This window comes from Paraburkholderia sp. RL18-085-BIA-A (assembly GCF_046027075.1).
Lineage (GTDB): Bacteria > Pseudomonadota > Gammaproteobacteria > Burkholderiales > Burkholderiaceae > Paraburkholderia.
On sequence record NZ_JARESU010000005.1, the window covers coordinates 59870 to 80955 of the forward strand.

Annotated in this window: 21 protein-coding genes and 2 pseudogenes; 12 read left to right on the forward strand and 11 right to left on the reverse strand. The window is 63.7% G+C overall.

What is annotated here, in order from left to right:
* Nucleotides 1–129 precede the first annotated feature (129 nt).
* Together P0D89_RS05070 and P0D89_RS05075 are read left to right on the forward strand one after the other, a co-directional pair.
* Nucleotides 130–618, forward strand: a complete 489-nt coding sequence (locus P0D89_RS05070) for an Lrp/AsnC ligand binding domain-containing protein (protein ID WP_408357230.1) — start codon at nucleotides 130–132, stop codon at nucleotides 616–618.
* Between the two features lie 98 nt (nucleotides 619–716).
* Nucleotides 717–1862 (forward strand): PA0069 family radical SAM protein, encoded by a 1146-nt coding sequence (locus P0D89_RS05075; RefSeq protein ID WP_408357228.1) that lies wholly within the window; start codon nucleotides 717–719, stop codon nucleotides 1860–1862.
* A gap of 16 nt (nucleotides 1863–1878) precedes the next feature.
* On the opposite strand, the gene P0D89_RS05080 is transcribed toward P0D89_RS05075, so the two are convergent.
* The gene (locus tag P0D89_RS05080) at nucleotides 1879–2346 is read right to left on the reverse strand and encodes an NINE protein (protein ID WP_408357226.1); all 468 of its coding nucleotides are present in this window, start codon (nucleotides 2344–2346) and stop codon (nucleotides 1879–1881) included.
* Nucleotides 2347–2596: 250 nt separating this feature from the next.
* Nucleotides 2597–3730: a PQQ-dependent sugar dehydrogenase gene (locus tag P0D89_RS05085; RefSeq protein WP_408357285.1), complete on the reverse strand. Its 1134-nt coding sequence runs from the start codon at nucleotides 3728–3730 to the stop codon at nucleotides 2597–2599.
* Between the two features lie 223 nt (nucleotides 3731–3953).
* Here P0D89_RS05085 and rpsP point away from each other — a divergent pair, with 223 nt between their 5' ends.
* The 6 genes from rpsP (at nucleotide 3954) to P0D89_RS05115 (ending at nucleotide 8245) form a co-directional block, all read left to right on the forward strand.
* Complete coding sequence (gene rpsP, locus P0D89_RS05090; RefSeq protein WP_013090118.1) at nucleotides 3954–4208, forward strand: 30S ribosomal protein S16; 255 nt, start codon at nucleotides 3954–3956, stop codon at nucleotides 4206–4208.
* Between the two features lie 120 nt (nucleotides 4209–4328).
* Nucleotides 4329–5063: a ribosome maturation factor RimM gene (rimM, locus tag P0D89_RS05095; protein ID WP_408357224.1), complete on the forward strand. Its 735-nt coding sequence runs from the start codon at nucleotides 4329–4331 to the stop codon at nucleotides 5061–5063.
* Between the two features lie 25 nt (nucleotides 5064–5088).
* Nucleotides 5089–5856: a tRNA (guanosine(37)-N1)-methyltransferase TrmD gene (gene trmD, locus P0D89_RS05100; protein WP_408376216.1), complete on the forward strand. Its 768-nt coding sequence runs from the start codon at nucleotides 5089–5091 to the stop codon at nucleotides 5854–5856.
* 135 nt (nucleotides 5857–5991) lie between these two features.
* Nucleotides 5992–6378: a 50S ribosomal protein L19 gene (rplS, locus tag P0D89_RS05105; protein ID WP_367836222.1), complete on the forward strand. Its 387-nt coding sequence runs from the start codon at nucleotides 5992–5994 to the stop codon at nucleotides 6376–6378.
* Nucleotides 6379–6471: 93 nt separating this feature from the next.
* Nucleotides 6472–7191: a CoA pyrophosphatase gene (locus tag P0D89_RS05110; RefSeq protein WP_408357219.1), complete on the forward strand. Its 720-nt coding sequence runs from the start codon at nucleotides 6472–6474 to the stop codon at nucleotides 7189–7191.
* 115 nt (nucleotides 7192–7306) lie between these two features.
* Nucleotides 7307–8245, forward strand: coding sequence for a CobD/CbiB family protein (locus P0D89_RS05115; RefSeq protein ID WP_149673599.1), 939 nt, complete (start codon nucleotides 7307–7309; stop codon nucleotides 8243–8245).
* Nucleotides 8246–8411: 166 nt separating this feature from the next.
* Here the strand turns inward: P0D89_RS05115 and P0D89_RS05120 are convergent, their stop codons facing one another.
* From P0D89_RS05120 to P0D89_RS05130, 3 genes are read right to left on the reverse strand one after another with little or no spacing between them, the layout of a single operon-like run.
* Complete coding sequence (locus P0D89_RS05120) at nucleotides 8412–8732, reverse strand: putative signal transducing protein (RefSeq protein WP_408357217.1); 321 nt, start codon at nucleotides 8730–8732, stop codon at nucleotides 8412–8414.
* A gap of 1 nt (nucleotide 8733) precedes the next feature.
* Nucleotides 8734–9687: a ribosome small subunit-dependent GTPase A gene (rsgA, locus tag P0D89_RS05125; RefSeq protein WP_408357215.1), complete on the reverse strand. Its 954-nt coding sequence runs from the start codon at nucleotides 9685–9687 to the stop codon at nucleotides 8734–8736.
* A complete protein-coding gene (locus P0D89_RS05130; protein ID WP_408357213.1) occupies nucleotides 9684–10943 on the reverse strand; it encodes a M48 family metallopeptidase in 1260 nt (419 codons plus the stop codon). Before P0D89_RS05130 ends, rsgA begins: the two co-directional genes overlap by 4 nt.
* Nucleotides 10944–11124: 181 nt before the next feature.
* Between P0D89_RS05130 and orn the strand changes: the two genes are divergently transcribed.
* Nucleotides 11125–11736, forward strand: a complete 612-nt coding sequence (orn, locus tag P0D89_RS05135) for an oligoribonuclease (protein ID WP_408357211.1) — start codon at nucleotides 11125–11127, stop codon at nucleotides 11734–11736.
* A gap of 3 nt (nucleotides 11737–11739) precedes the next feature.
* On the opposite strand, the gene mog is transcribed toward orn, so the two are convergent.
* Complete coding sequence (gene mog / locus P0D89_RS05140) at nucleotides 11740–12390, reverse strand: molybdopterin adenylyltransferase (RefSeq protein WP_408357209.1); 651 nt, start codon at nucleotides 12388–12390, stop codon at nucleotides 11740–11742.
* Nucleotides 12383–12994 (reverse strand): ribosome biogenesis factor YjgA, encoded by a 612-nt coding sequence (gene yjgA / locus P0D89_RS05145; protein WP_408357283.1) that lies wholly within the window; start codon nucleotides 12992–12994, stop codon nucleotides 12383–12385. Before yjgA ends, mog begins: the two co-directional genes overlap by 8 nt.
* Nucleotides 12995–13303: 309 nt before the next feature.
* Here yjgA and pmbA point away from each other — a divergent pair, with 309 nt between their 5' ends.
* Nucleotides 13304–14674 carry a metalloprotease PmbA gene (gene pmbA / locus P0D89_RS05150; RefSeq protein WP_408357207.1) on the forward strand — a complete coding sequence of 457 codons (1371 nt, stop codon included), beginning with the start codon at nucleotides 13304–13306 and terminating at the stop codon, nucleotides 14672–14674.
* A gap of 102 nt (nucleotides 14675–14776) precedes the next feature.
* Here the strand turns inward: pmbA and P0D89_RS05155 are convergent, their stop codons facing one another.
* The 4 genes and pseudogenes from P0D89_RS05155 to P0D89_RS05170 form a co-directional block, all read right to left on the reverse strand.
* Nucleotides 14777–15292, reverse strand: coding sequence for a dihydrofolate reductase (locus P0D89_RS05155; protein ID WP_408357204.1), 516 nt, complete (start codon nucleotides 15290–15292; stop codon nucleotides 14777–14779).
* 90 nt (nucleotides 15293–15382) lie between these two features.
* Nucleotides 15383–16531 (reverse strand): annotated as a pseudogene (locus tag P0D89_RS05160) (sigma-54 interaction domain-containing protein); the annotation flags it as partial.
* Nucleotides 16532–16657: 126 nt separating this feature from the next.
* Nucleotides 16658–17196, reverse strand: a pseudogene (locus P0D89_RS05165) (FapA family amyloid fibril periplasmic chaperone).
* Nucleotides 17197–17278: 82 nt separating this feature from the next.
* Nucleotides 17279–17755 carry a hypothetical protein gene (locus P0D89_RS05170; protein WP_408357202.1) on the reverse strand — a complete coding sequence of 159 codons (477 nt, stop codon included), beginning with the start codon at nucleotides 17753–17755 and terminating at the stop codon, nucleotides 17279–17281.
* A gap of 537 nt (nucleotides 17756–18292) precedes the next feature.
* Here P0D89_RS05170 and P0D89_RS05175 point away from each other — a divergent pair.
* Together P0D89_RS05175 and P0D89_RS05180 are read left to right on the forward strand one after the other, a co-directional pair.
* The gene (locus P0D89_RS05175) at nucleotides 18293–19687 is read left to right on the forward strand and encodes a sigma-54 dependent transcriptional regulator (protein ID WP_408357200.1); all 1395 of its coding nucleotides are present in this window, start codon (nucleotides 18293–18295) and stop codon (nucleotides 19685–19687) included.
* A gap of 360 nt (nucleotides 19688–20047) precedes the next feature.
* The gene (locus P0D89_RS05180; RefSeq protein WP_408357198.1) at nucleotides 20048–21019 is read left to right on the forward strand and encodes a thymidylate synthase; all 972 of its coding nucleotides are present in this window, start codon (nucleotides 20048–20050) and stop codon (nucleotides 21017–21019) included.
* The last annotated feature ends 67 nt before the right edge of the window (nucleotides 21020–21086 follow it).

The window sequence follows — 21086 nt, forward strand, 5'->3', positions numbered from 1 at the left end:
CGCTCGTCGATTCGTTCGATTTCATTCGATTCACGAGGTATAACGCTGATCGCCCAGTGTTAACCGCTATACTATTAGCAGTCAGGTAGGTTTTGTTATTGTATTTTCAGAATTTTCAGCAAGAACACCATGCGTACGCAGCGCCAACCCGTCCGGGCCCTCGACAAACTCGATCGCAAGATCCTGCGGCTTTTGCAGCAGGACGGCCGGATGGCCATGAAGGACCTGGCGGAGCAAGTCGGACTGTCGGTGACGCCCTGCATCGAGCGGGTCAAACGGATGGAGCGCGACGGCGTGATCACCGGCTACCATGCGCGCGTGAACCCGGCCGAACTCGGCGCGGCGCTGCTCGTATTCGTCGAGATCACGCTGGATCACAAGAGCGGCAATATGTTCGACCAGTTCCGGCGTGAAGTGCAGAAGATTCCCGAGGTGCTGGAATGCCATCTGGTGTCAGGCGACTTCGACTATCTGATCAAGGCGCGCATCGGCGAGATGGCGGATTACCGAAAGCTGCTCGGCGACATGCTTCTGCAATTGCCCGGCGCGGTGCAGTCGAAGAGCTACGTGGTGATGGAGGAAATCAAGGAAACGCTGGCCATCGCGGTAGGCGATTAGCAAGGCGCCGAGGCAACAGCACATAGGGCTCGACAAACGGCGTAAATACTGTATATTTATACAGGTGTTTTGGGCCGTTTTTTTCGCTTGACCTAGCCGTGGCTAACTCCGACACCCGTACCGTTGAGGAATTCCCAATCGCGCCGCCTGCGCCTCGCAAGGGGCGCGGCGCGGTGACGAACCTGCAAGGCCGCTACGAAGTCGATCAGCGCGAAGCGGTGGACGACGGCTGGCTGCCCGCCGCGCAGGAAGACGACGAGCTCAAGGCGCTGCGCACGCAGGTTTTCGAGGAACGCGCGAAGACCATCCTCACACGCAACGCGTCGCCGGACATTCCGTTCGGCGTGTCGCTGAATCCGTATCGCGGCTGCGAGCACGGGTGCATCTATTGCTTCGCGCGGCCCACGCATAGTTATCTTGGGCTGTCGCCCGGGCTCGACTTCGAAAGCCGGATCTACGCGAAGATCAACGCGCCGGAGCTGCTCGAGCGGGAGTTGTCGAAGAAATCCTATGTGCCCGAGCCGATTGCGCTTGGCGTCAACACGGACGCGTGGCAGCCCGCCGAGCGGGATTTGCGCCTCACGCGCCGCGTGATCGAAGTACTCAGCGAGCGCAACCATCCGTTTGCCGCCATCACCAAATCGTCGCTGATCGAGCGCGATATCGACCTGCTCGCCCCCATGGCGGCGCGCGGGCAATTCATGGCGGCCATCACCATCACCACACTCGACGCCGAGATCGCGCGCACGCTCGAACCGCGCGCGGCCACGCCGTCGCGCCGTCTGCGCACCATCCGCACTTTGAGCGAGGCGGGCATTCCGGTCGGCGTCAGCATTGCGCCAGTGATCCCGTTCGTCACCGAGCCGGACATGGAGCGTGTGCTCGAAGCATGCGCGCAAGCGGGGGCGAGCAATGCGAGCTATATCGTGCTGCGTCTGCCGTGGGAAGTCGCGCCGCTGTTCAAGGATTGGCTCACCGCGCATTTCCCCGACCGCGCGGAGCGGGTGATGAGCCGGGTGCGCGATATGCGAGGCGGCAAAGACTACGACTCGTCGTTCGCCACGCGAATGAAGGGCGAGGGCTTATGGGCGGACTTGCTCAGACAGCGATTCCATAACGCCGTGCGCCGGCTGGGCCTGAACCGGCGCGATCGCGGCATTCTCGATATGTCGCACTTTCGCCGGGGCGAGGCGCCGCAAGCCGAAGAGCCGGTGCGCGTGAATCCGCAACTGAAGCTCTTTTAGCGCGGCGCTCGGCCGGTCATTGCGAGATCGCTTTGGCCGCTTCCACCTGACTTTCGAAGTAGGTCTGGAACGAAAGGGCGAGGCCGGTCATCAGCAGGAATGCGCCGATCAGCAGCGAAAAGATCACCACGAAAATGACGGTCCAGCCGGAGCGGCTTTTGCGTCGCGTGTGCGCATTGAACTGCGCGTCCCATTTTTCATCGGGACGCAGCCCATAGACGATCGCGGCGAGAAACGCGGAAAGTAATGAAACCGCGCCGAAAAAAGCGAGCACCCAGCCGAGGATCGAAGCGCGCTCGCTTGCCACCAGCAGCATGACGCCAGGAATGCCGATCAGCGTACCGAACAGATGAGCCCAGCCGTACACGTCGCGTTTGCCGTACAGATAGAAGCGGTGGGCGCCCAGGCTGCCTAGAAGGAAGGCCAGCGAGGCGGTAATCGTCTTGGATCGGAAGCGCGGGGAAATCGAGGCGGCGGTGGACATGTAGGCGTGGGCGATGTGACAGGCGGTCGAAAGGAGCGGCGCACCGTTGGGTGCGGACCGACGCGCATTCTACGCTCGCCGCGTGCCGAGGGGCACGTGCTGGGTCAGCGTGTTGCGAAGTTACGGGGTTATGCGACTGGACTGTGCTGCGCGGAACCTGGGCGCGTTGGCAGCACGATGATCGCGCTCAGCCTGGAACGGGTGGCGAGGCGGCTGGGCCCGACCGCCATCGCGCGCACAGCTGTCAACACTATGGCGCCGAATACGTCACGCGATAGATCGCGCCGGCGTAGTCGTCGCTGATCAGCAGTGAACCGTCGGGCAACGGCAAGACGTCGGCGGGGCGTCCCCAAACGGCTTCGCCCGGCTGCAGCCAGCCTTCGGCAAAGACTTCCTGGCGCCTGTTGCCGCCGTCCGGGTCGGTGATCACCCGCACCACGCGGTAGCCGACCTTCTTGCTGCGATTCCACGATCCGTGTTCGGCGATGAAAATATTGTTCCGGTACGCAGCCGGAAACATCGAGCCGGTGTAAAAGCGCATGCCGAGCGCGGCGACGTGCGCGCCCAGTTTGACCACCGGCGGCGTAAATCCGCTGCACGGATGGTCCTTACCGAATTCCGGGTCGGGCGTGTCGCCGCCGTGGCAATAGGGAAAGCCGAAGTCCATCCCGGCGCGTGGCGCGCGGTTGAGCTTGTCGCTGGGCACGTCGTCGCCCAGCAGGTCGCGACCGTTGTCGGTAAACCACAGTTCGTGCGTCGCCGGATGCCACGCGAACCCCACCGAGTTGCGTATGCCGCGTGCCACGACTTCATAGTGGCTGCCGTCCGGGTCCATGTGGCCGATCGTCGCGAAGCGGTCGCGGTTTTTCAGGCACACGTTGCAGGGTGCGCCTTGCGGCACATAGAGCTTGCCGTCCGGGCCGAAGGCGATGAATTTCCAGCCGTGATGCGTCTCGGTAGGCAGCGTGTCGATTACGACGGCGGGTTTGGGCGGATCGTTCAGATGAGCGTCGATCGCATCGAAGCGTACAATCTTCGACACTGCGGACACATACAGTGCGCCGTCCCGCCATGCCACGCCCGCCGGCAATTCCAGGGCGGAAGCGATCACGTGGCGGGCTGTCACGCGGCCGTTTTGCAGTTCGAGCGCATAGACATGCCCGTCGAAACTGCCTACGTAAAGAATGCCCTTCGGCGAGAGCGCCATCGCACGTGCGCTCGGCACGGCGTCCGACAAAACCTCGATGTGAAAGCCCGGCGGCAATTTGATGCGCTCGACAGGCAGTGCGGCGACCGCCGTCAGGGTCTGGCCGGCGAGCAACGTGGCCGCCGCGAAGCGCAGCGCGCGGCGGCGCGAGTTGTGCGTCCGGCAGGCAAACCACATGAATACGAGAAGAAGGGCGGGTAAAAAAGCAGTCGGCGGCAGCAGTTTCACGGGCGCTCCATCAGGTAATCCGGGCGTTCTGGCGTGGTCCTGGGCCCTTTTGCGGATGGCCGGCGCGGCCCGGTCACTCAGTTTATCCCGGTAAGTGTTTGTTATGGCGTCGGTTTCCCGCTATAATCGCGTGTTTCAGTCGTTCCGAACCCCGGTTTTCAAGGATTCTAGTATGGTCATCATCCGCTTGGCTCGTGGCGGCTCCAAGAAGCGCCCGTTCTACAACATCGTCGCAACCGATTCGCGTAGCCGTCGTGACGGCCGCTTCATCGAGCGCGTCGGCTTCTACAACCCGGTCGCTACGAAGGGTGAATCCCTGCGTATCGCTCAAGATCGCCTGACGTACTGGCAAGGTGTTGGCGCACAACTGTCGCCGACCGTCGAGCGTCTCGTGAAGGAAGCGCAAAAGGCGCAGCCGGCTGCTTAATGGTAGCTCGCATGCGTATCGTCGTCGGTTCGGCCGGCGGCTCGCGCAGCTTGCGTGAGCAGTCCGATGCGCGAGTTGTTTTACTGAAGCAGACGTCGAAGCTGGTAGCGAGGTTTTCTCATGTCCGAGCGTGAGTCCGGCAGTTCAGGTCGCGTGAAGGCAAAAGCGGCAGCTTCGCGCGCGAAGACGTCTGGTCAGGCGCCGTTCGGTGCATTCGTCCGCAAGCCGGTCGACCGGGCCGAAGGCGGGGCGCAAGCCCAGGTTGCACAAGTCGGTTCCGCTGCAGCAGAAATGCGCGCGGAAACGGTGGAAAGCTGGCCGGCCGATGCGGTCGAGGTCGGCGCAATCGTCGACGCTTACGGCCTCAAAGGTTGGGTCAAGGTAGCCGCGCATGCGGATGCCGGGCATGGCGGCGACGCTTTGCTGAGCGCGAAGCGCTGGTGGCTGCTGAAAGGCCACGAGCGCAAGTCGGCGCCGTCATTGCAGGCAAAAACGCATAGCGACAGTGTGGTTGCCCATCTGGGCGGCGTCACTGACCGCGACGTGGCGCTGGCACTGCGCGGCTCTCGCGTCTATATCAGCCGCAGCGAGTTTCCGGCCCTCGAAGCCGACGAATTCTACTGGGTCGACCTGCTCGGCATGGATGTGGTGAACGTTGCCGGAGTCAATCTCGGCAAGGTCGCAGACATGATCGACAACGGTGCGCACTCGGTGTTGCGCATCGAATATCCGGCTACCGACAAAAACGGCAAGCCGGTCGCAGGCGAGCGTTTGATCCCGTTCGTCGGCGTCTATGTCAAAACGGTGGACCAGGCGGCGAAGCAGATCATCGTCGACTGGGAAGCCGATTACTAAAAACATTCGCTGAATGGAGAGAGCGATGCAGTTCGATGTCGTGACGCTCTTTCCTGAAATGTTCCGCGCGCTGACCGACTGGGGTATCACCAGCCGTGCCGCGAAGCAGGAGCGCTATGGGTTGCGTACGTGGAATCCGCGTGATTTCACCACCGACAACTATCGCACAATCGACGACCGCCCTTACGGCGGCGGACCCGGCATGGTGATGCTGGCAAAGCCGTTGGAAGATGCGATCGGCGCGGCGAAAGCGGCGCAGGCGGAGCAGGGCATCGGCGCGTCGCGCGTCGTGATGATGTCGCCGCAAGGCGCAACGTTGAATCACGAGCGCGTCATGCAATTCGCCGCCGAACCCGGCCTGATCCTGTTGTGCGGGCGTTATGAAGCGATTGATCAGCGTCTGCTCGACCGAGTCGTCGACGAAGAGGTCAGCCTCGGCGACTTCGTGTTGTCGGGTGGTGAATTGCCCGCGATGGCGTTAATGGATGCGGTCGTGCGCCAGTTGCCCGGCGTGTTGAACGACTCGCAGTCGGCGGTGCAGGACAGCTTTGTCGACGTACTGCTGGATTGTCCGCATTACACGCGCCCTGAGGAATACAACGGCGTGCGTGTGCCCGATGTGCTGCTCGGCGGCCATCACGCGGAAATCGAGGCGTGGCGTCGGCGTGAGGCGCTGCGCAACACGTTGCACAAACGGCCCGATCTGATCGTGAAGGCCAGAAAGAACAAGATGTTGAGCCGTGCCGACGAGGCATGGCTCGCGAGTCTCGCGAAGGAAGAATCGAAGGCGTAAAGCCGGCGGTCTTTCGAGCGGACACCAGGCGGCGCCGCACATGCGTATTCGGCGCCAGATGTGAACCCATCCTCTATCGGGGCCGTAGCCGCAAGGCAGGTACGAACGCCGACAAGATGGATCCAGGAGTCAGTAATGAATCTGATTGCAAAACTCGAGCAGGAAGAAATCGCGCGCGCCCTCGGCGAGAAGACCATCCCCGACTTCGCTCCGGGCGACACGGTGATCGTCAGCGTGAACGTGGTTGAAGGTACGCGTAAGCGTGTTCAGGCTTACGAGGGCGTCGTGATCGCCAAGCGTAACCGTGGTCTGAATTCGTCGTTCATCGTCCGCAAGATTTCGTCGGGCGAAGGCGTCGAGCGTACGTTCCAGACGTACTCGCCGTTGCTGGCAAGCATCGTCGTGAAGCGTCGTGGCGACGTGCGTCGTGCGAAGCTGTACTATCTGCGCGAACGTTCGGGCAAGTCAGCCCGGATCAAGGAAAAGCTGGTCTCGAAAGACCGCGCTGCTTCCCAGGCGTAAATGCTGTAAGAAAAAGCACCCCTCGCGGGTGCTTTTTTGTTTGCCAGGTCAAAATAGCGGCATGCCCCTTATCCGCTTATTCAGAGAGACCCGTTGACCCGCCCCATCTTTGAGCCTGAAACACTCCCTGTCGAAGCCACTGGCGCACATCTCCCGCCAGTGGCCGCCGAGCGCCTCACAGCTGATGGCCTGCGCGCGCGTTTCGAGCAGCGTCTTGCCTGGGCGCCGGAGCCTGTCGTCGAAGTGCAATGGCGCAACACGCCGGGCGATCCGCGTGTTGCCTCAGTGCTGGTGCCGCTGGTAGTCCGCGATCACGGGCTGACCGTGCTGCTCACGCAGCGTGCCGACCATCTGAACGATCACGCCGGCCAGGTGAGTTTTCCCGGCGGCCGCCAGGAACCCTTCGATGCCGACGCTATCGCTACCGCGCTGCGCGAAGCACAGGAAGAGGTCGGCCTCGCGCCGTCGCGAGTGGAAATTCTCGGTGCCTTGCCCGACTACCTGACCGGCACCGGCTTTTGCGTGACGCCGGTGATCGGTCTCGTGCATCCGCCGTTCGCATTGAAAATGGATGAGCTGGAAGTGGCCGAAGTCTTCGAAGTGCCGCTCGCTTTTCTGATGGACCCCGCGAATCACGAGGAGCGCGTGTTCCGTTACGAGGGCGGCGAGCGCCGCTTTTTCGCGATGCCGTATCCGCGCAGCAAATCCGCGGGGGCGAGCGGGCAGGGCGTCAGCGAAGTCGGCGGGCACCATTTTATCTGGGGCGCCACAGCGGCGATGCTGCGCAACCTGTATCGCTTCCTCGCTGCGTGAAGCGCGCCGGACTGTGCAGTCGTTGGCTCTTTGTCAGTGTCTGCACTCAGACGAATCCGACCCTGTGCTATCGTTATAAAACAATCGTAAAAACTTAAAAAGCACGGCGCATCGCATGACTTTTTTCTCCGTATTGCTGGCTCTGATCATTGAACAGGTTCGCGCGCTGTCACCGAATAACCCGGTGTCCGCGCTGCTTCAATACCATGCGGAGTCGGCGGCGCACGGATTCGATGCCGGCAAGCCCAAGCATGGCCTGCTCGCGTGGCTTGTAGTGGTGGTGCCCTGGACGCTGGCGGTTGCGCTCGTCTACTACGTGCTGTATCACATTCACTTCGCGCTGGCGTTCTTGTGGAACGTCGCGGTGCTGTACTTCACGCTCGGCTTCCGCCAGTTCAGCCACTATTTCACGGATATTCATCTCGCGTTGAACAACGACGACGTGCCGCGCGCGCGTGAAATTCTGAATGAATGGACCGGGCTCGATACCGTCGATATGCCCGTCAGCGAGATCGTCCGTCATACGCTGATTCACGCGGTGGTCGCATCGCATCGCCATGTGTTCGGCGTGTTCTTCTGGTTCCTGATTCCGGTCGGGCCGGCGGGCGCGGTGCTGTACCGGATCGCCGAATACCTGGCGCGCGCATGGGCGCGTCCGGCAGACGATCGGACCGCCGCGTTTTCGAGCTTCGCGCAGCAAGCGTTCTTCGTGATCGACTGGGTGCCGGCGCGGTTGACGTCGCTGGGATTTGCCATCGTCGGGAATTTCGAGGATGCGATTTATGCGTGGCGCAATCATGCGCGTCAGTGGCCCGATACGAACGACGGCGTGTTGCTGGCCGCCGGAAGCGGCGCGCTGGGCGCGCGTCTGAGCGGCCCGCTTGCCGAACCGTCCAGCCTCGACGCGCTTGCTACCGGCGATGGCGGCCCGATGCAGGTCGGCGACGACTGCACGCCGCGCACGTTGCAATCGGCGGTGGGGTTGGTGTGGCGCGCGGTGGTGCTGTGGATGATTCTGCTGTTGATGCTGACCATCGCGGTGTGGCTCGCTTGATACGGCCACACTAGCTGGCGCAGCGCATGAAAAAGCCGGGTCATTTACCCGGCTTTTCTTATTGCATCGGCCAACGCGGCCTTGCGTTTGATAGGCGCGGCGCGCGGCCTACTCATTGCATCATTCCCCACGGTAACAGACGTCTCGCGCGCAACCGCCTTCTGCCTCATCCATCCAACGGATCACGCGCCGTCCCGCACTGCCAGCACACCGTGAATTGCGCTTCGAGCGTCTCTCCGCACTGACGGCATTGCCAATTGGGCGAGCCCGCCGCCGGTCCATGCGCAGCCGCATCGATCAAACGCCGGGCCATCGCCTCGTCGCGTTCATCGACGAGCCACAACTCCGGCGCGCACTGGTCTGCCGGAATATCGCCGAGCGCGCCGTTCAGATAGCGGTTGTGCAACTCGCAACGGATTCCCGCGGTCGCCAGCACGTTGACCCAATGCTGTCCGGTGATCAGATTCGGCGCGCGCATCAGTTTCATGTCAGCGGACGATCTGGCTGGCTTCGTGCACGAGTTGCGCATACAACGCATGCCGTTCCCGGCGGATGCGGCCGTCGGAGACCGCTTCGAGAATCGCGCAGCCCGGCTCGTGCAAGTGATGGCAGTTGTAGAAGCGGCAGTTCGGCAGCAGCGGCCGGAACTCCGGGAACGCGCGTTCGAGCCGGCCTTCGGTCAGATGATGCAGGCCGAATTCCTGAAAGCCCGGCGAGTCGATCAATGCACCGCCTGCGCCGCTGCCGTCGACGTTCGGCAATGGATAGAGCCGCGTAAAAGTGGTGGTATGGCGCCCGCTATTGAGTGCCGTCGAGATCTCGCGCGTGGCGACTTCCGCATCAGGAATCAGCAGGTTCACGAGTGTCGACTTGCCCATACCGGACTGTCCCAGCAGCAGCGTCGAATGACCGCGCAGATGTTCGATCAAAGCGGCACGAGCGGCCTCGGGCTGCATCTTGATCGACACCTCGACGACCGTATAGCCCAACGCGCGATACGGCTCCAGCCGTCTGCGCGCGCCGTCGAGCGCACCGGTCACGTCGATCTTGTTCAGCACGATCAACGGCTTCAGCTGGTTCGCGTCGGCGGCGACCAGTGCGCGGCCGAGCAGGTCTTCGCTGAAATGTGGTTCGGTGGCGAGCACGATCAACAGCTGATCGAGATTGGCGGCGAACAGTTTCGACTTGTACTGATCCGAGCGATACAGCAGATTGCGCCGTTCGCCGATCTCGACGATCACGCCCTGGTCCGCGGAGGTCGGCTCGTAAATCACGCGATCGCCAACCGCCACCTCGCTGCGCTTGCCGCGCGGGAAGCACTGGAGCATCGGGCCGCCGTCTTCGGGCGCGACCAGATAGTGGCGGCCATGCGCGGCCACCACGAGGCCGCCTAGGCGCGGGCTGGACGGCGCGCGCGGCGCTTTCGGGGAGCGGCCGCTCATGCGTGCCGCAGCAGACGGTCGATCCGCTGCGACGCCGGCGGATGCGAGTAATAGAACGCGGTGTAAAGCGGATCGGGCGTCAGCGTCGACGCATTGTCCTCGTACAGCTTGACAAGCGCGTTGACGAGGTCTTGCGCATCGGTCTGCGTCGCGGCGAACGCGTCGGCTTCGAACTCGTGCTTGCGCGAGCTGAGGCTGCCGAGCGGCGTGACGAAAAACAGGAACACCGGTAGCGCGAGGAAGAACAGCACGAGCGCAAGGCCACTGTTGCCGCCCAGCAGCGACGGCCGCACGCCCAGGCCTTCGTAGAACCACACGCACTGCGAAAGCCAGCCGAGCAGCGCGAGCATCACGAGGCTGATCGCGAAAGTGACGAGCATCCGCTTGATCACATGGCGGCGCTTGAAGTGGCCGAGTTCGTGCGCGAGCACGGCTTCGATCTCGCTGCCCGACAGGCGCGCGAGCAGCGTGTCGAAGAACACGATCCGCTTGGCCGCGCCGAAGCCGGTGAAGTACGCATTGCCGTGCGCCGAACGGCGGCTGCCGTCCATCACGAAGAGGCCCTTGGCGGCGAAGCCGCAGCGTTGCATCAGGGCTTCGATGCGGCTTTTCAGCGCTTCGTCCTTGAGCGGTTCGAACTTGTTGAAGAGCGGCGCGATGAACGACGGATACAGCACCAGCACGAGCATCTGGAACGCGACCCAGACGATCCACGTCCACAGCCACCACAGGTCGCCCGCCTGTTTCATCAGCCACAGCACGACGAACAGCAGCGGCAGGCCGAACGCGGCGCCGAGCAGCGTGCCCTTGATGCGATCCAGGAAGAAGATGCGCTTGCTCATCCGGTTGAAGCCGAAGCGCTGTTCGATCACGAACTGCCGGTAATAGTCGAACGGCAGGTCGATCACGCCGGTGATCGCGATCACCGCGACGATCAGCGCGATCTGGCCGACGTAGTCGCGGCCGAGCCAGTCGGAGATCGCCAGATCGAGCGCCTGCACGCCGCCGAGCAGCGTGAGGCCGATCAGCACGGCCGCGCCGACGATGATCTCGATCATCGTGAGGCGGGTGCGCTCGATGGTGTAGTCGGCGGCGCGCTGGTGCGCGGTCAATGCGATGGTGCCGGTGAACTGGCTCGGCACCTGTTCGCGATGGGCGGCGACGAAGCGGATTTGCCGCGACGCGAGCCAGAGTTTGGTGCCGACCATCGCCATGACGGCGACGACGAACAATGCGGTGAAGTACAGGGTGGGCATCCGGGGATTCCGTGGTATCTATGCGAGAATTATATGTTTCTTCCCGCCTCACGGCGGGGCGACATGGTCAAACCGGCTCAAACCGGCTCGAGCCAGGCGCTCAAACCAATCTCAAACGAACAATTGCCGTGGCAAGCGGGCTCGCACAGAAGCCGTCTGCCAGGCCATCAGGGTTGCCTTCATGACTGACATCATCGCATCCACCGAACAGCCGCCGCTCGTGCGCAGCGACATGAATCTCGTTTGGCTGGACATGGAAATGACCGGGCTCGAGCCCGACTCCGACCGCATCATCGAAATCGCGGTGGTGGTGACGAATTCGACGCTTGACCGGCTGGTCGAAGGTCCGGTGCTGGCGATTCACCAGAGCGACGAGACGCTCGCCAAGATGGATCAGTGGAATCAGAACACCCATGGCCGGTCGGGGCTGATCGACCGCGTGAAGGCGTCCACCGTCAGCGAGGCCGACGCCACCGAGCTGATCCGCGATTTCCTCGCGCAGTACGTGCCGCCCGGCAAGTCGCCGATGTGCGGCAACTCGATCTGCCAGGACCGCCGCTTCATGGCGCGCTGGATGCCGGATCTGGAGAGCTTCTTTCACTACCGCAATCTCGACGTCAGCACGCTGAAGGAGCTGTGCCGCCGCTGGCAGCCGGCCATCTACAAGGGTTTCCAGAAGCGCGCGATGCACACGGCGCTGGCCGACATCCACGAGTCGATCGACGAACTGAAGTACTACCGCGAGCACTTCCTGATTCCGTCGGCGCCGGACGCGTCCGCCAGCGCCGAATAAGCGCTAGGCCGGCCGGGGCGCGCGCACCGCGTTCTTCGGCCGGAATGCCTTCACCACGTCGGTATTCGTTTCCACATACGGGCCGCCGATCAGGTCGATGCAGTAAGGCACCGCCGCGAAAATGCCCGGCACCTTCACCGCGCCGCCCGTGCCTGCCGTGCCGTCTGCAGCCGTATCGCGCAAGCCCTCCAGCGTTTCCCTGATCGACTTCGGCTGACCCGGCAAATTGATGATCAGCGCCGCGTGATCCGCCGTTTCGCGGATTACCGCCACCTGGCGCGACAGGATCGCGGTCGGCACGAAATGCAGGCTGATCTGCCGCATCTGCTCGCCGAAACCGGGCATCTCCTTCGTCGCGACCGCAAGCGTCGCCTCGGGTGTGACGTCGCGGCGGGACGGGCCGGTGCCGCCGGTGGTCAGCACCAGATCGCAGCCGGCTTCGTCGACGAGTTCGACGAGCGTCGCGGAAATAGTGGGTGCATCGTCCTGAATCAGCCGGGTGAGCACCTGCCACGGCGAGCTCAATGCCGCGCCCAGCCACTCCTGCAGCGCCGGAATGCCCTTGTCCTCGTACACGCCGCTCGACGCGCGGTCGCTGATCGACACGAGGCCGATCACGATCTCGTCCGGGTGCCGGCGAATGGGCTTACTCATCGCGCTCGTCATCGTCGTCTTCCGGGGCGTCGTCAGCGTCGGAATCGCTCTGCGCGGACGGGCCGTCCGCGTTCTTGATCCACTGGAACAGTTCGCGGAAATAGCGCGGCGGCTTGCTTTGCTGCGCTTCCTTGCGGGCGTTGCGGATCAGCGTGCGGCCCTCCTGCGGGTCGGCATTCGGGTGCAGGCGGATGAACTCGGTCAGCGCGGCGTCGTCGGCGAGCAGTTTCTCGCGGGTGCGCTCGATCCAATGGAGCTTGGCCGTTTCCGCCTTGTTGACGCCGTTGTAGGTGTCGAGCGCGGTGCGCAGCGCGGCGGTTTCCTCGTCGAGCAGCGAGCGCATCACGCGGCCGACGTATTGCACCTGGCGGCGCTTGCCTTCGTGGTCGGTGATGCGGCGCGCTTCGCGCACGGCGTCGTCGAGTTTTTCGGGCATGGGCATGCGCTTGAGCGCGTCTTTGGGCAGCGCGATCAGCGCCGCGCCTAGCTCCTGCAGCTCGTGCATTTCGCGCTTGAGCTGGGACTTGCTGGGACGGTCGTAGCCGTTTTCGTCGACTTCCGGCGCGGCGGATTCGATGGGTTGAATGCGGGTTTTGCGTGTCATGCCGGTATTGTAGCGTGCCGCGCCCGCCGCACCCGCGCTGGCGGCGCGCACGAGGGCTTGCGCCTCGTGAAGCGACTCACGCGGGGGCAACCCGCAGGCAGTTGGCAGACAACGCCCGGACAACCAGCCGGCAACCCGCGGCGAGGCACGCAAGCCTCAGCGATTGCCAGGTACGGCGGCGCGTACCTTGCTATGATCGCGGGATGCGTAAACCACCACGCGCGTGTCCGGGCAATGAGCAGCATGAGCATGAGCGTGGCATGTGCGAACACCCAGGGCCGCTCGGCCCCGAACAGGACGGCAACGACAATGGCAGCAGACATGGACGTCAAGCAGCGCTTTTTTCCGCATACCCAGGATGAACTGAAGGAAATCGCCTCGGACATCCTTCGTCACGCGAAGTCGCTCGGCGGCACCGACGCGGCAACCGAAATCTCCGAGGGCGACGGCCTGTCCGTCTCCGTGCGGCGCGGCGAAGTCGAGACGATCGAACACAACCGCGACAAGATGGTCGGCGTGACGGTGTTCATCGGCAACAAGCGCGGCAATGCGAGCACCTCGGACTTCTCGTCGCAAGCTTTGAAGGACACGGTCGCGGCGGCGTACAACATCGCGCGCTTCACCGCGGAAGACGACTGCGCCGGCCTTGCCGAAGCCGAGCTGCTCGAAACCGCGCCGCGCGATCTCGATCTGTATCACCCGTGGAATCTGTCCGCCGACGAAGCGGTGGAAATCGCCCGCCGCTCGGAAGACGCCGCGTTCGCGACCGATCCGCAGATCAAGAACTCGGAAGGCGCGAGCGTGTCGGCGCAGCACTCGCAGTTCGTGCTGGCCACCTCGCGCGGCTTCCTCGCGGGCTATCCGTACTCGCGCCACTACATCGCGTGCGCGCCGATCGCGGGCAGCGGCCGCAACATGCAGCGCGACGACTGGTACACCTCGACCCGCAGCGCCTCGGAACTGGCCGACCCGGAAGCGGTGGGCCGCTACGCGGCGCAACGCGCGCTCGCGCGCATCGGCGCGCGCGGTCTCGATACGCGCAAGGTGCCCGTGCTGTTCGAAGCGCCGCTCGCCGCCGGGCTGCTCGGCGCGTTCGTGCAGGCCACGAGCGGCGGCGCGCTGTATCGCAAGACCTCGTTCCTCGTCGATAGTCTCGGCAAGCCGGTATTCGCGCCACACGTGCAGATCGTCGAAGATCCGCACGTGGTCCGCGCGATGGGCAGCGCGCCGTTCGACGAAGAAGGCGTGCGCACCAAACAGCGTTCGGTGGTGAAGGACGGCGTGGTGGAAGGCTACTTCCTGTCCACCTATTCGGCGCGCAAGCTCGGCATGCAGACCACCGGCAACGCGGGCGGCTCACACAACCTGTCGCTTCGCAGCTCGAACACGCGTCCCGGGGACGACTTCGAAGCGATGCTGAAGAAGCTCGGCACCGGCCTGCTGCTCACCGAACTGATGGGGCAGGGCGTGAACTACGTGACGGGCGACTACTCGCGCGGCGCGTCGGGCTTCTGGGTCGAGAACGGCAAGATCCAGTATCCGGTCGAGGAGATCACGGTGGCGAGCACGCTGCAGGAGATGTTCCGCCATATCGTCGCGATCGGCGCGGATACGATCACGCGCGGCACCAAGCAGACCGGCTCGGTGCTGATCGAACGGATGACAATCGCGGGGCAGTGAGCGGTTGGGGCCGCAGGGGCCGAGTCCCGGCGGCGCAGAAAACAAAAACGCCACGCAAAAAAATCTGCGTGGCGTTTTTTATTGCGCGTGACGCGTAACGAGTTAAGCGTTGCGCTTTCCAGCACCCTTGCGCTTGTACGTGACGAATGCATAGTCGAAATCGTTCGGTGCATGCGCACGATGCGTCTCGTGCGCGACTTCTTCCCACTCGTCGTCATCGAGCTTGGGGAACGTCGCGTCGCCGTCGAAGTCCGCGGAAATCTCGGTGACGATCAGCTTGTCCGCGAGACGCAGCCCTTCCACGTACAACTGCGCGCCGCCGATCAGAAACGCTTCCGGCGCCTGGTCCTGACCGGCGAGCCGCAGCGCGTCCGCGAGGGTCGTGGCGGCGTCGCAGCCCTGAAAGCGGCGCGTCGCATCCCGCGTCACGACGATGTTGCGGCGTCCCGGCAACGGCCGGCCGATCGATTCATGCGTCTTGCGGCCCATGATGATGGGCGCGCCCATCGTGGTGCGCTTGAAGAACGCGAGGTCTTCGGGCAGTCGCCAGGGCAACTGGTTGTCGCGGCCGATCACGCCGTTGTTGGCGCGAGCGACGATCAGAGTGAGCGTCGTCATCGAATGGAAAGGGGAACGTAACCGGACCGATTCTACCTGACGCGCCGGCGCGGGCCGCGGCGCGGCCCTCCTGGTCATTCACCGGCAGCGTCATTCGTGCGGCGGATCGTCCGCGGCGAATGGCGTCTTCTCGCCGGCACCACTCAATTCGCGCAGGCCGTGAAGACCCATCAGCCGGTACAGCGTGACGCGCGAAATGTTCAGATCCACCGCCGCCTCGTTCTGCCGGTGCCGGTGCCGCGGCAACGCCGCCTCGATCGCGCGTTTCCCGGCGGCTTCACGTGCTTGCGTCAGCGTCATGGTCTGCTGTTCCGTGAACTGCGCGAGGTCGAGGTCGTCGGCGGAAATCAGCTTGTTCTCGGCCATCACGATCGCGCGGCGCACGCGATTGATCAACTCGCGCACATTGCTGGGCCAGTTGTAGTTGTACAGCGCCTCGATCGCGGACGGCGTGAAACGGCGGATCTTGCGCGCGCTGTCGGCTTTGAACTTGCGCAGGATGTGATGCGCGAGAATCTCGATGTACCTGCCGCGCGCGCGCAGCGGCGGCTCGTCCACACGCAGCACGCAGAGCCGGTGAAACAGGCCGGCGCGAAAGCGCCCGTCGCGCATCGCCTCTTCCAGGTCGACGTGGGTGGCGGAAATGATCCGCAGGTCGACCGGAATCGATTCGCGCCCGCCGAGCCGCTCGATCTTGCCTTCCTGCAGAAAGCGCAGCAGGCTCGCCTGGCTTTCGAGCGGCAGATCGCCGATTTCGTCGAGCAGCAGCGTGCCGCCGTCGGCGGCTTCGACCCGGCCGATCTTGCGCTGATTGGCGCCCGTGTATGCGCCACGCTCGTAGCCGAATAGTTCGGACTGCAGCAGATGATGTGGAATCGCCCCGCAATTGATCGCCATGAAGGGCGCCTTGTGGCGCGGCGAGCGCTCGTGAATTGCGAGCGCGGTCAGCTCCTTGCCGGTGCCCGACTCGCCGGAGATGAACACGCTCGCGTCGGTGTTCGCCACCTTGCGGATCGGGCGAAAAAGCTGCTGCATTGCCTCGCAGGTGCCGACCATCTCGTCGTCGCCCGACTCGCTGATGGGCGGCGCGAGTTCCGGCTCGCACAGCGTGACCATGCCGAACGCGTGGCCGACCAGGTAGTCGACCGTTGCGTTCGCCACCGGCATCTTCACGAAGTCGAAACAGTAGTGGCGCACGAGCCGCCGCGCGAGTGGGTCGTTGAGCCGCTCGCTGCTGGCCGCGCCGCCGTTCGTGACGGTGATCTGATGGGCCTGCGCGTTGTCGAGACCGGGTGTCTGGTTGAGCGTGAACGCGCCGGTTACGCCGGCGCCCGCGCCGCTGGCGATGGTCGAGCCGGCGCGGGCTCATTTCAAACCTCGGAGCCAGCCGCCCAGTACATTCGACAGCGGCGGGAGCGCACCCGTCACCGACGAGCTGATGGTGCCGCCGATGCCGGGCGTGGGGCCGACGCCGCCGTCGGCATTGAGCGCGATGTTGTTGCCGGTCGCCTTGCCGCTCAGGATCTGCGTGACCGCCTGCATGCCGGTGCCGCCGAGCGCGCCGCCCGCGACCACACCGCTTGACCCGTGCGCGTTCGTCAGATCGGAGTCGCCCACGAGTTGGGCGATGGCCGGATTGAACGAGTTGGCCGGGAAGTGGTGGCGCGCACCGCGACCGGGTCCTGGTCGCGCGGCACGGGCACGAAGGCGTCGCGCGGCGTGACCGTGCGCTCGACGACGATGTCGCCCGGATTGACGACTTGCTGCGCGACCGCAGTGTCGGCGAAGCATGCGGTGAGCAGGACGAGAGCGCTTGCGAGGGCGGCCGGGAGCCCGGTGAGGGCGAGGGCTGGCGACGCCGCCCGCGAGCTATGCGCGCGCGGCGTCCGGATGGAGGTAGTCATGTCTCGGTCCTTTCTTTTTGTCTTCTCGGCGCGCGGTGTTTTCGATCCGCGCTGCCTCTGCTGAATCGCAAATCGGTTCGAGCTACTTTCTCTGGTACGTGGCGACGTTGCCTTGGGCGGCGCGCGCGGCGTCGACCGGGATCGGCAACGGCGACGGCGGGGCGATCTCGTCCCACAGCGTCACGCGGCCGCCGCTGCTGCCGCGCGTTAGCTGCGGCGTCGCGCCGACCATCAACATGCCGACCGCGCCGCCGCGTTGGCGCGACAGCACCTGGTCGTCGAGAGAAATATCGTTCACGGACGCATCATCGGCGGGATCGCCCAGCGCATCGATCGCGAACTGGCCGGATTCACTGGCCGCGCCGGCCGTCGCATCGGACGAGGTTGCGGCGACGCTGTCGACTTCGAGGTTTGCCCCGGCGAAATCTGCCAGCGTGGCGGATAAAGCCTGTGTGGCTTGGGCATGGACCTCGGTGGGCAGCACGATAAGGGCGATTGCCGCGCACAGGGCCGCGCACGCTGCGATGCCGATTTGGTCGATGCGGGAAGCGGGTCGCATTGATGGGTCTCCTGGATGCATGGCATTTAGCGAAACGTGTGCCACCGCTCGCAATCCGTTGATGCGTATGGATGCGATCTACATACCTTGGAGACTTATTCGACAAATCAGACAAAAACGTTTCAGCGCTGAAACGATAGGCACAAAATACCTGTAATTCGTTAATCTGGCGGGTACAAACTACCTTCGGGTGAACGCCAGGAAAAGCGCTTCCACTAATGTTTTATTCGTCGGCTGAATAAATGGTTATCAGCCGCCGAGCCTTGGTGGGAAAGGACTCCGTGATTAAATTCGTATAATTGTTTTCCAAGCGGCGGACGTATAGTAAGCTCTCGAAAACGGCTTCAGATTTAAAAAAGGCCGCAAACAGGCCGTCTCAAACACACACGCCGCTTTTCTTGGGGATCAGCTGTCCGCACGGAATGGAATGGCCGTTCGGGTTTTGCGATTCGCGAATCCCGAATGAGTCAGCGTGTCTGAATTGCAGTTCAGGTGCGTGCGTCATCCTTAACGTTCGTTGACGAGAGGATCTGAATAATGGAACCCGCAACGCGGCAACTGATTTACGTTTCACGCGATCCGAGCGCGGAATTGAATACCAGGTTTCTCCAGCGCGGCTGGCATGTCGAAGTCGTGGGATCGGCGCGCGACGTGCGCCGGGCGGTTCGCGCCGGAGCGGCGGCGGGCGGCCTGCTCGATCTCTCCAGCGATTTCCAGCCGCACGAAATCGCCGCTTTCGAGTCCTGCCTGACCATGCCGAACGTCGGCTGGGTGGCAACCACCATGCCCGGCCAGCTGCGTGACGCCGCTTTGCGCCGGCTCGTGCGCGACTATTGTTTCGACTATGTGACGGTACCGTATTCGGGCGATCGCATCGTCGATTCCGTCGGGCACGCTTACGGCATGATCTCGCTGGGCGAGCCGGCTTCGAACGATGGCTCGCAAGGCGCCGAAGGCGAAATGGTCGGCTCGTGCGACGCGATGCTCGCGCTGTTCCGCTCGATCCGCAAAGTGGCGATGACCGACGCGCCGGTGTTCATCTCGGGCGAATCGGGCACCGGCAAGGAACTGACGGCGGTCGCGATTCACGAACGCTCGGCGCGGCGCAACGCGCCTTTCGTGCCGATCAACTGCGGCGCGATCCCGCCGCATCTGCTGCAATCGGAACTGTTCGGGTATGAACGCGGCGCGTTTACCGGTGCCAATCAGCGCAAGATCGGCCGGGTGGAAGCGGCCAACGGCGGCACGCTGTTTCTCGACGAAATCGGTGATCTGCCGCTCGAGAGCCAGGCGAGCCTGTTGCGCTTCCTGCAGGAGCGCAAGGTCGAGCGGCTGGGCGGCCACGGCGCGATCGACGTGGATGTGCGGATCATTTCGGCGACGCACGTCGACATGACGGCCGCGATGATCGAAGGACGCTTTCGTTCCGACCTCTATCACCGGCTGTGCGTGCTGCAGATCGACGAGCCGCCGCTGCGCGCGCGCGGCAAGGACATCGAGTTGCTTGCGCGCCACATGCTGGAACGTTTCAAGAAGGATGCGAGCCGCCGCTTGCGCGGCTTCGCGCCCGATGCGATCGCGGCGCTGCATAACTACGGCTGGCCGGGCAATGTGCGCGAGCTGATCAACCGCGTGCGGCGCGCAATCGTGATGTCCGAGGGCCGCGCGATCACGGCGCGCGATCTCGAACTGGCCGAGTATGTCGAGATCGTGCCGGTGTCGCTCGCGCAGGCGCGTGAAGCGGCCGAACGTCAGGCGATCGAACTCGCGCTGTTGCGGCATCGCGGGCGGCTTGGCGACGCCGCGCAGGAACTCGGTATCTCGCGCGTGACGCTGTATCGTCTGCTGTGCTCGCATGGGATGCGGCATATGGAGGGCGAGCCGCTGTCCACGCCACTTGGCAATTTGCCGGCGTCGGTACCGCATCTTTAGGGCGCGTTGCAGGAGAGTGGCGAGGCGCAAGCCGCTTGGGGGCCCATTGGGCTCCCCGGTAGACCCTTCAAGACCGGTGTGGGCTGGAGATGGCCTCAACCAGGCTGGCGTTGACTGATGACCTGGCTTGGTCTGAGCTGCGTTTGACGTGAGCTTCTACGGCGGGGCCGCTTGTCACCGTGCGTTACTGTCTGTCAATCACCACACCTTCCCTTCAGGGCGGCTTCTCCGCCGATATTTTCTTCGCCTCTCGCCACGACCGGACGCTGACCGGTTGCGCTTGTTAAAATCGGGTTTTCCGCTCAATCCCCCGCGGCGCGCGCATCGACATTGCGCGTGCGCCGCGTCGAAGGAACCCGCATGAAACAATACCTGGACCTCGTTCGCACGATTCTCGATACCGGCACGTGGCAGGAGAACCGCACCGGCATCCGCACCATCAGCATGCCGGGCGCGATGTTGCGCTTCGATCTCCAGCAGGGCTTTCCCGCTGTCACGACGAAAAAACTGGCGTTCAAGTCGGCAGTGGGCGAACTGGTCGGGTTTCTGCGAGCGTCGCGCAATGCCGCGGATTTCCGCGACCTCGGCTGCAAGGTGTGGGATGCGAACGCCAACCAGAATCCGCAGTGGCTCGCCAATCCGTACCGGCAGGGCCCGGACGATCTCGGCGACGTGTACGGCGTGCAGTGGCGCCAGTGGCCGGCGTACAAGGTGCTCGACGCCGGCGCGAGCGCGCAGCTTGCCGACGCCAGCGCGCGCGGCTTCCAGGTGGTGACCGGATTCGAAGAAGACGGCAGCCCTAAAGTGCTGCTCTACAAGGCGATTGATCAGTTGCGCCAATGTCTCGATACGATCATGCAGAACCCCGCCGACCGGCGCATTCTGTTTCACGCCTGGAACCCGGCGGTGTTGGACCAGATTGCGCTGCCGGCTTGCCATCTGCTTTATCAGTTTCTGCCGAACGTCGCGCGCCGCGAAATCTCGCTGTGTCTGTACATTCGCAGCAACGATGTCGGGCTCGGCACGCCGTTCAACCTGACCGAAGGCGCGGCGTTGCTGCATCTGGTCGGACGCTTGACGGGATACACGCCGCGCTGGTTCACGTATTTCATCGGCGATGCGCACATTTACGAGAACCAGCTCGATATGTTGCAGCAGCAGCTCACGCGTGAGCCCTATGAGAGCCCGACTCTGGTGATTTCGGATCGCGTGCCGGAGTACGCGAAAACCGGCGTGTATGAACCCGAGTGGCTGGAGAAGATCGAGCCTGCGGATTTCTCGCTGGTCGGTTATCGGCACCACGAGCCGTTGACCGCGCCTATGGCGATTTGAGCGCGCGTCGGCGGCCGGTTTCGCTCGTGTGACGAAAAAACCCGCGATGTGAATCGCGGGTTTTTTC

Bases quoted from the DNA above. Each gene is read 5' to 3' on its own strand.
- P0D89_RS05070 (WP_408357230.1), top strand. From the start codon at position 130: ATGCGTACGCAGCGCCAACCCGTCCGGGCCCTCGACAAACTCGATCGC.
- P0D89_RS05080 (WP_408357226.1), bottom strand. From the start codon at position 2,346: ATGTCCACCGCCGCCTCGATTTCCCCGCGCTTCCGATCCAAGACGATT.
- P0D89_RS05085 (WP_408357285.1), bottom strand. From the start codon at position 3,730: ATGTGGTTTGCCTGCCGGACGCACAACTCGCGCCGCCGCGCGCTGCGC.
- rpsP (WP_013090118.1), top strand. From the start codon at position 3,954: ATGGTCATCATCCGCTTGGCTCGTGGCGGCTCCAAGAAGCGCCCGTTC.
- rimM (WP_408357224.1), top strand. From the start codon at position 4,329: ATGTCCGAGCGTGAGTCCGGCAGTTCAGGTCGCGTGAAGGCAAAAGCG.
- trmD (WP_408376216.1), top strand. From the start codon at position 5,089: ATGCAGTTCGATGTCGTGACGCTCTTTCCTGAAATGTTCCGCGCGCTG.
- rplS (WP_367836222.1), top strand. From the start codon at position 5,992: ATGAATCTGATTGCAAAACTCGAGCAGGAAGAAATCGCGCGCGCCCTC.
- P0D89_RS05115 (WP_149673599.1), top strand. From the start codon at position 7,307: ATGACTTTTTTCTCCGTATTGCTGGCTCTGATCATTGAACAGGTTCGC.
- P0D89_RS05120 (WP_408357217.1), bottom strand. From the start codon at position 8,732: ATGAAACTGATGCGCGCGCCGAATCTGATCACCGGACAGCATTGGGTC.
- rsgA (WP_408357215.1), bottom strand. From the start codon at position 9,687: ATGAGCGGCCGCTCCCCGAAAGCGCCGCGCGCGCCGTCCAGCCCGCGC.
- P0D89_RS05130 (WP_408357213.1), bottom strand. From the start codon at position 10,943: ATGCCCACCCTGTACTTCACCGCATTGTTCGTCGTCGCCGTCATGGCG.
- orn (WP_408357211.1), top strand. From the start codon at position 11,125: ATGACTGACATCATCGCATCCACCGAACAGCCGCCGCTCGTGCGCAGC.
- mog (WP_408357209.1), bottom strand. From the start codon at position 12,390: ATGAGTAAGCCCATTCGCCGGCACCCGGACGAGATCGTGATCGGCCTC.
- yjgA (WP_408357283.1), bottom strand. From the start codon at position 12,994: ATGACACGCAAAACCCGCATTCAACCCATCGAATCCGCCGCGCCGGAA.
- pmbA (WP_408357207.1), top strand. From the start codon at position 13,304: ATGGCAGCAGACATGGACGTCAAGCAGCGCTTTTTTCCGCATACCCAG.
- P0D89_RS05155 (WP_408357204.1), bottom strand. From the start codon at position 15,292: ATGACGACGCTCACTCTGATCGTCGCTCGCGCCAACAACGGCGTGATC.
- P0D89_RS05170 (WP_408357202.1), bottom strand. From the start codon at position 17,755: ATGCGACCCGCTTCCCGCATCGACCAAATCGGCATCGCAGCGTGCGCG.
- P0D89_RS05175 (WP_408357200.1), top strand. From the start codon at position 18,293: ATGGAACCCGCAACGCGGCAACTGATTTACGTTTCACGCGATCCGAGC.
- P0D89_RS05180 (WP_408357198.1), top strand. From the start codon at position 20,048: ATGAAACAATACCTGGACCTCGTTCGCACGATTCTCGATACCGGCACG.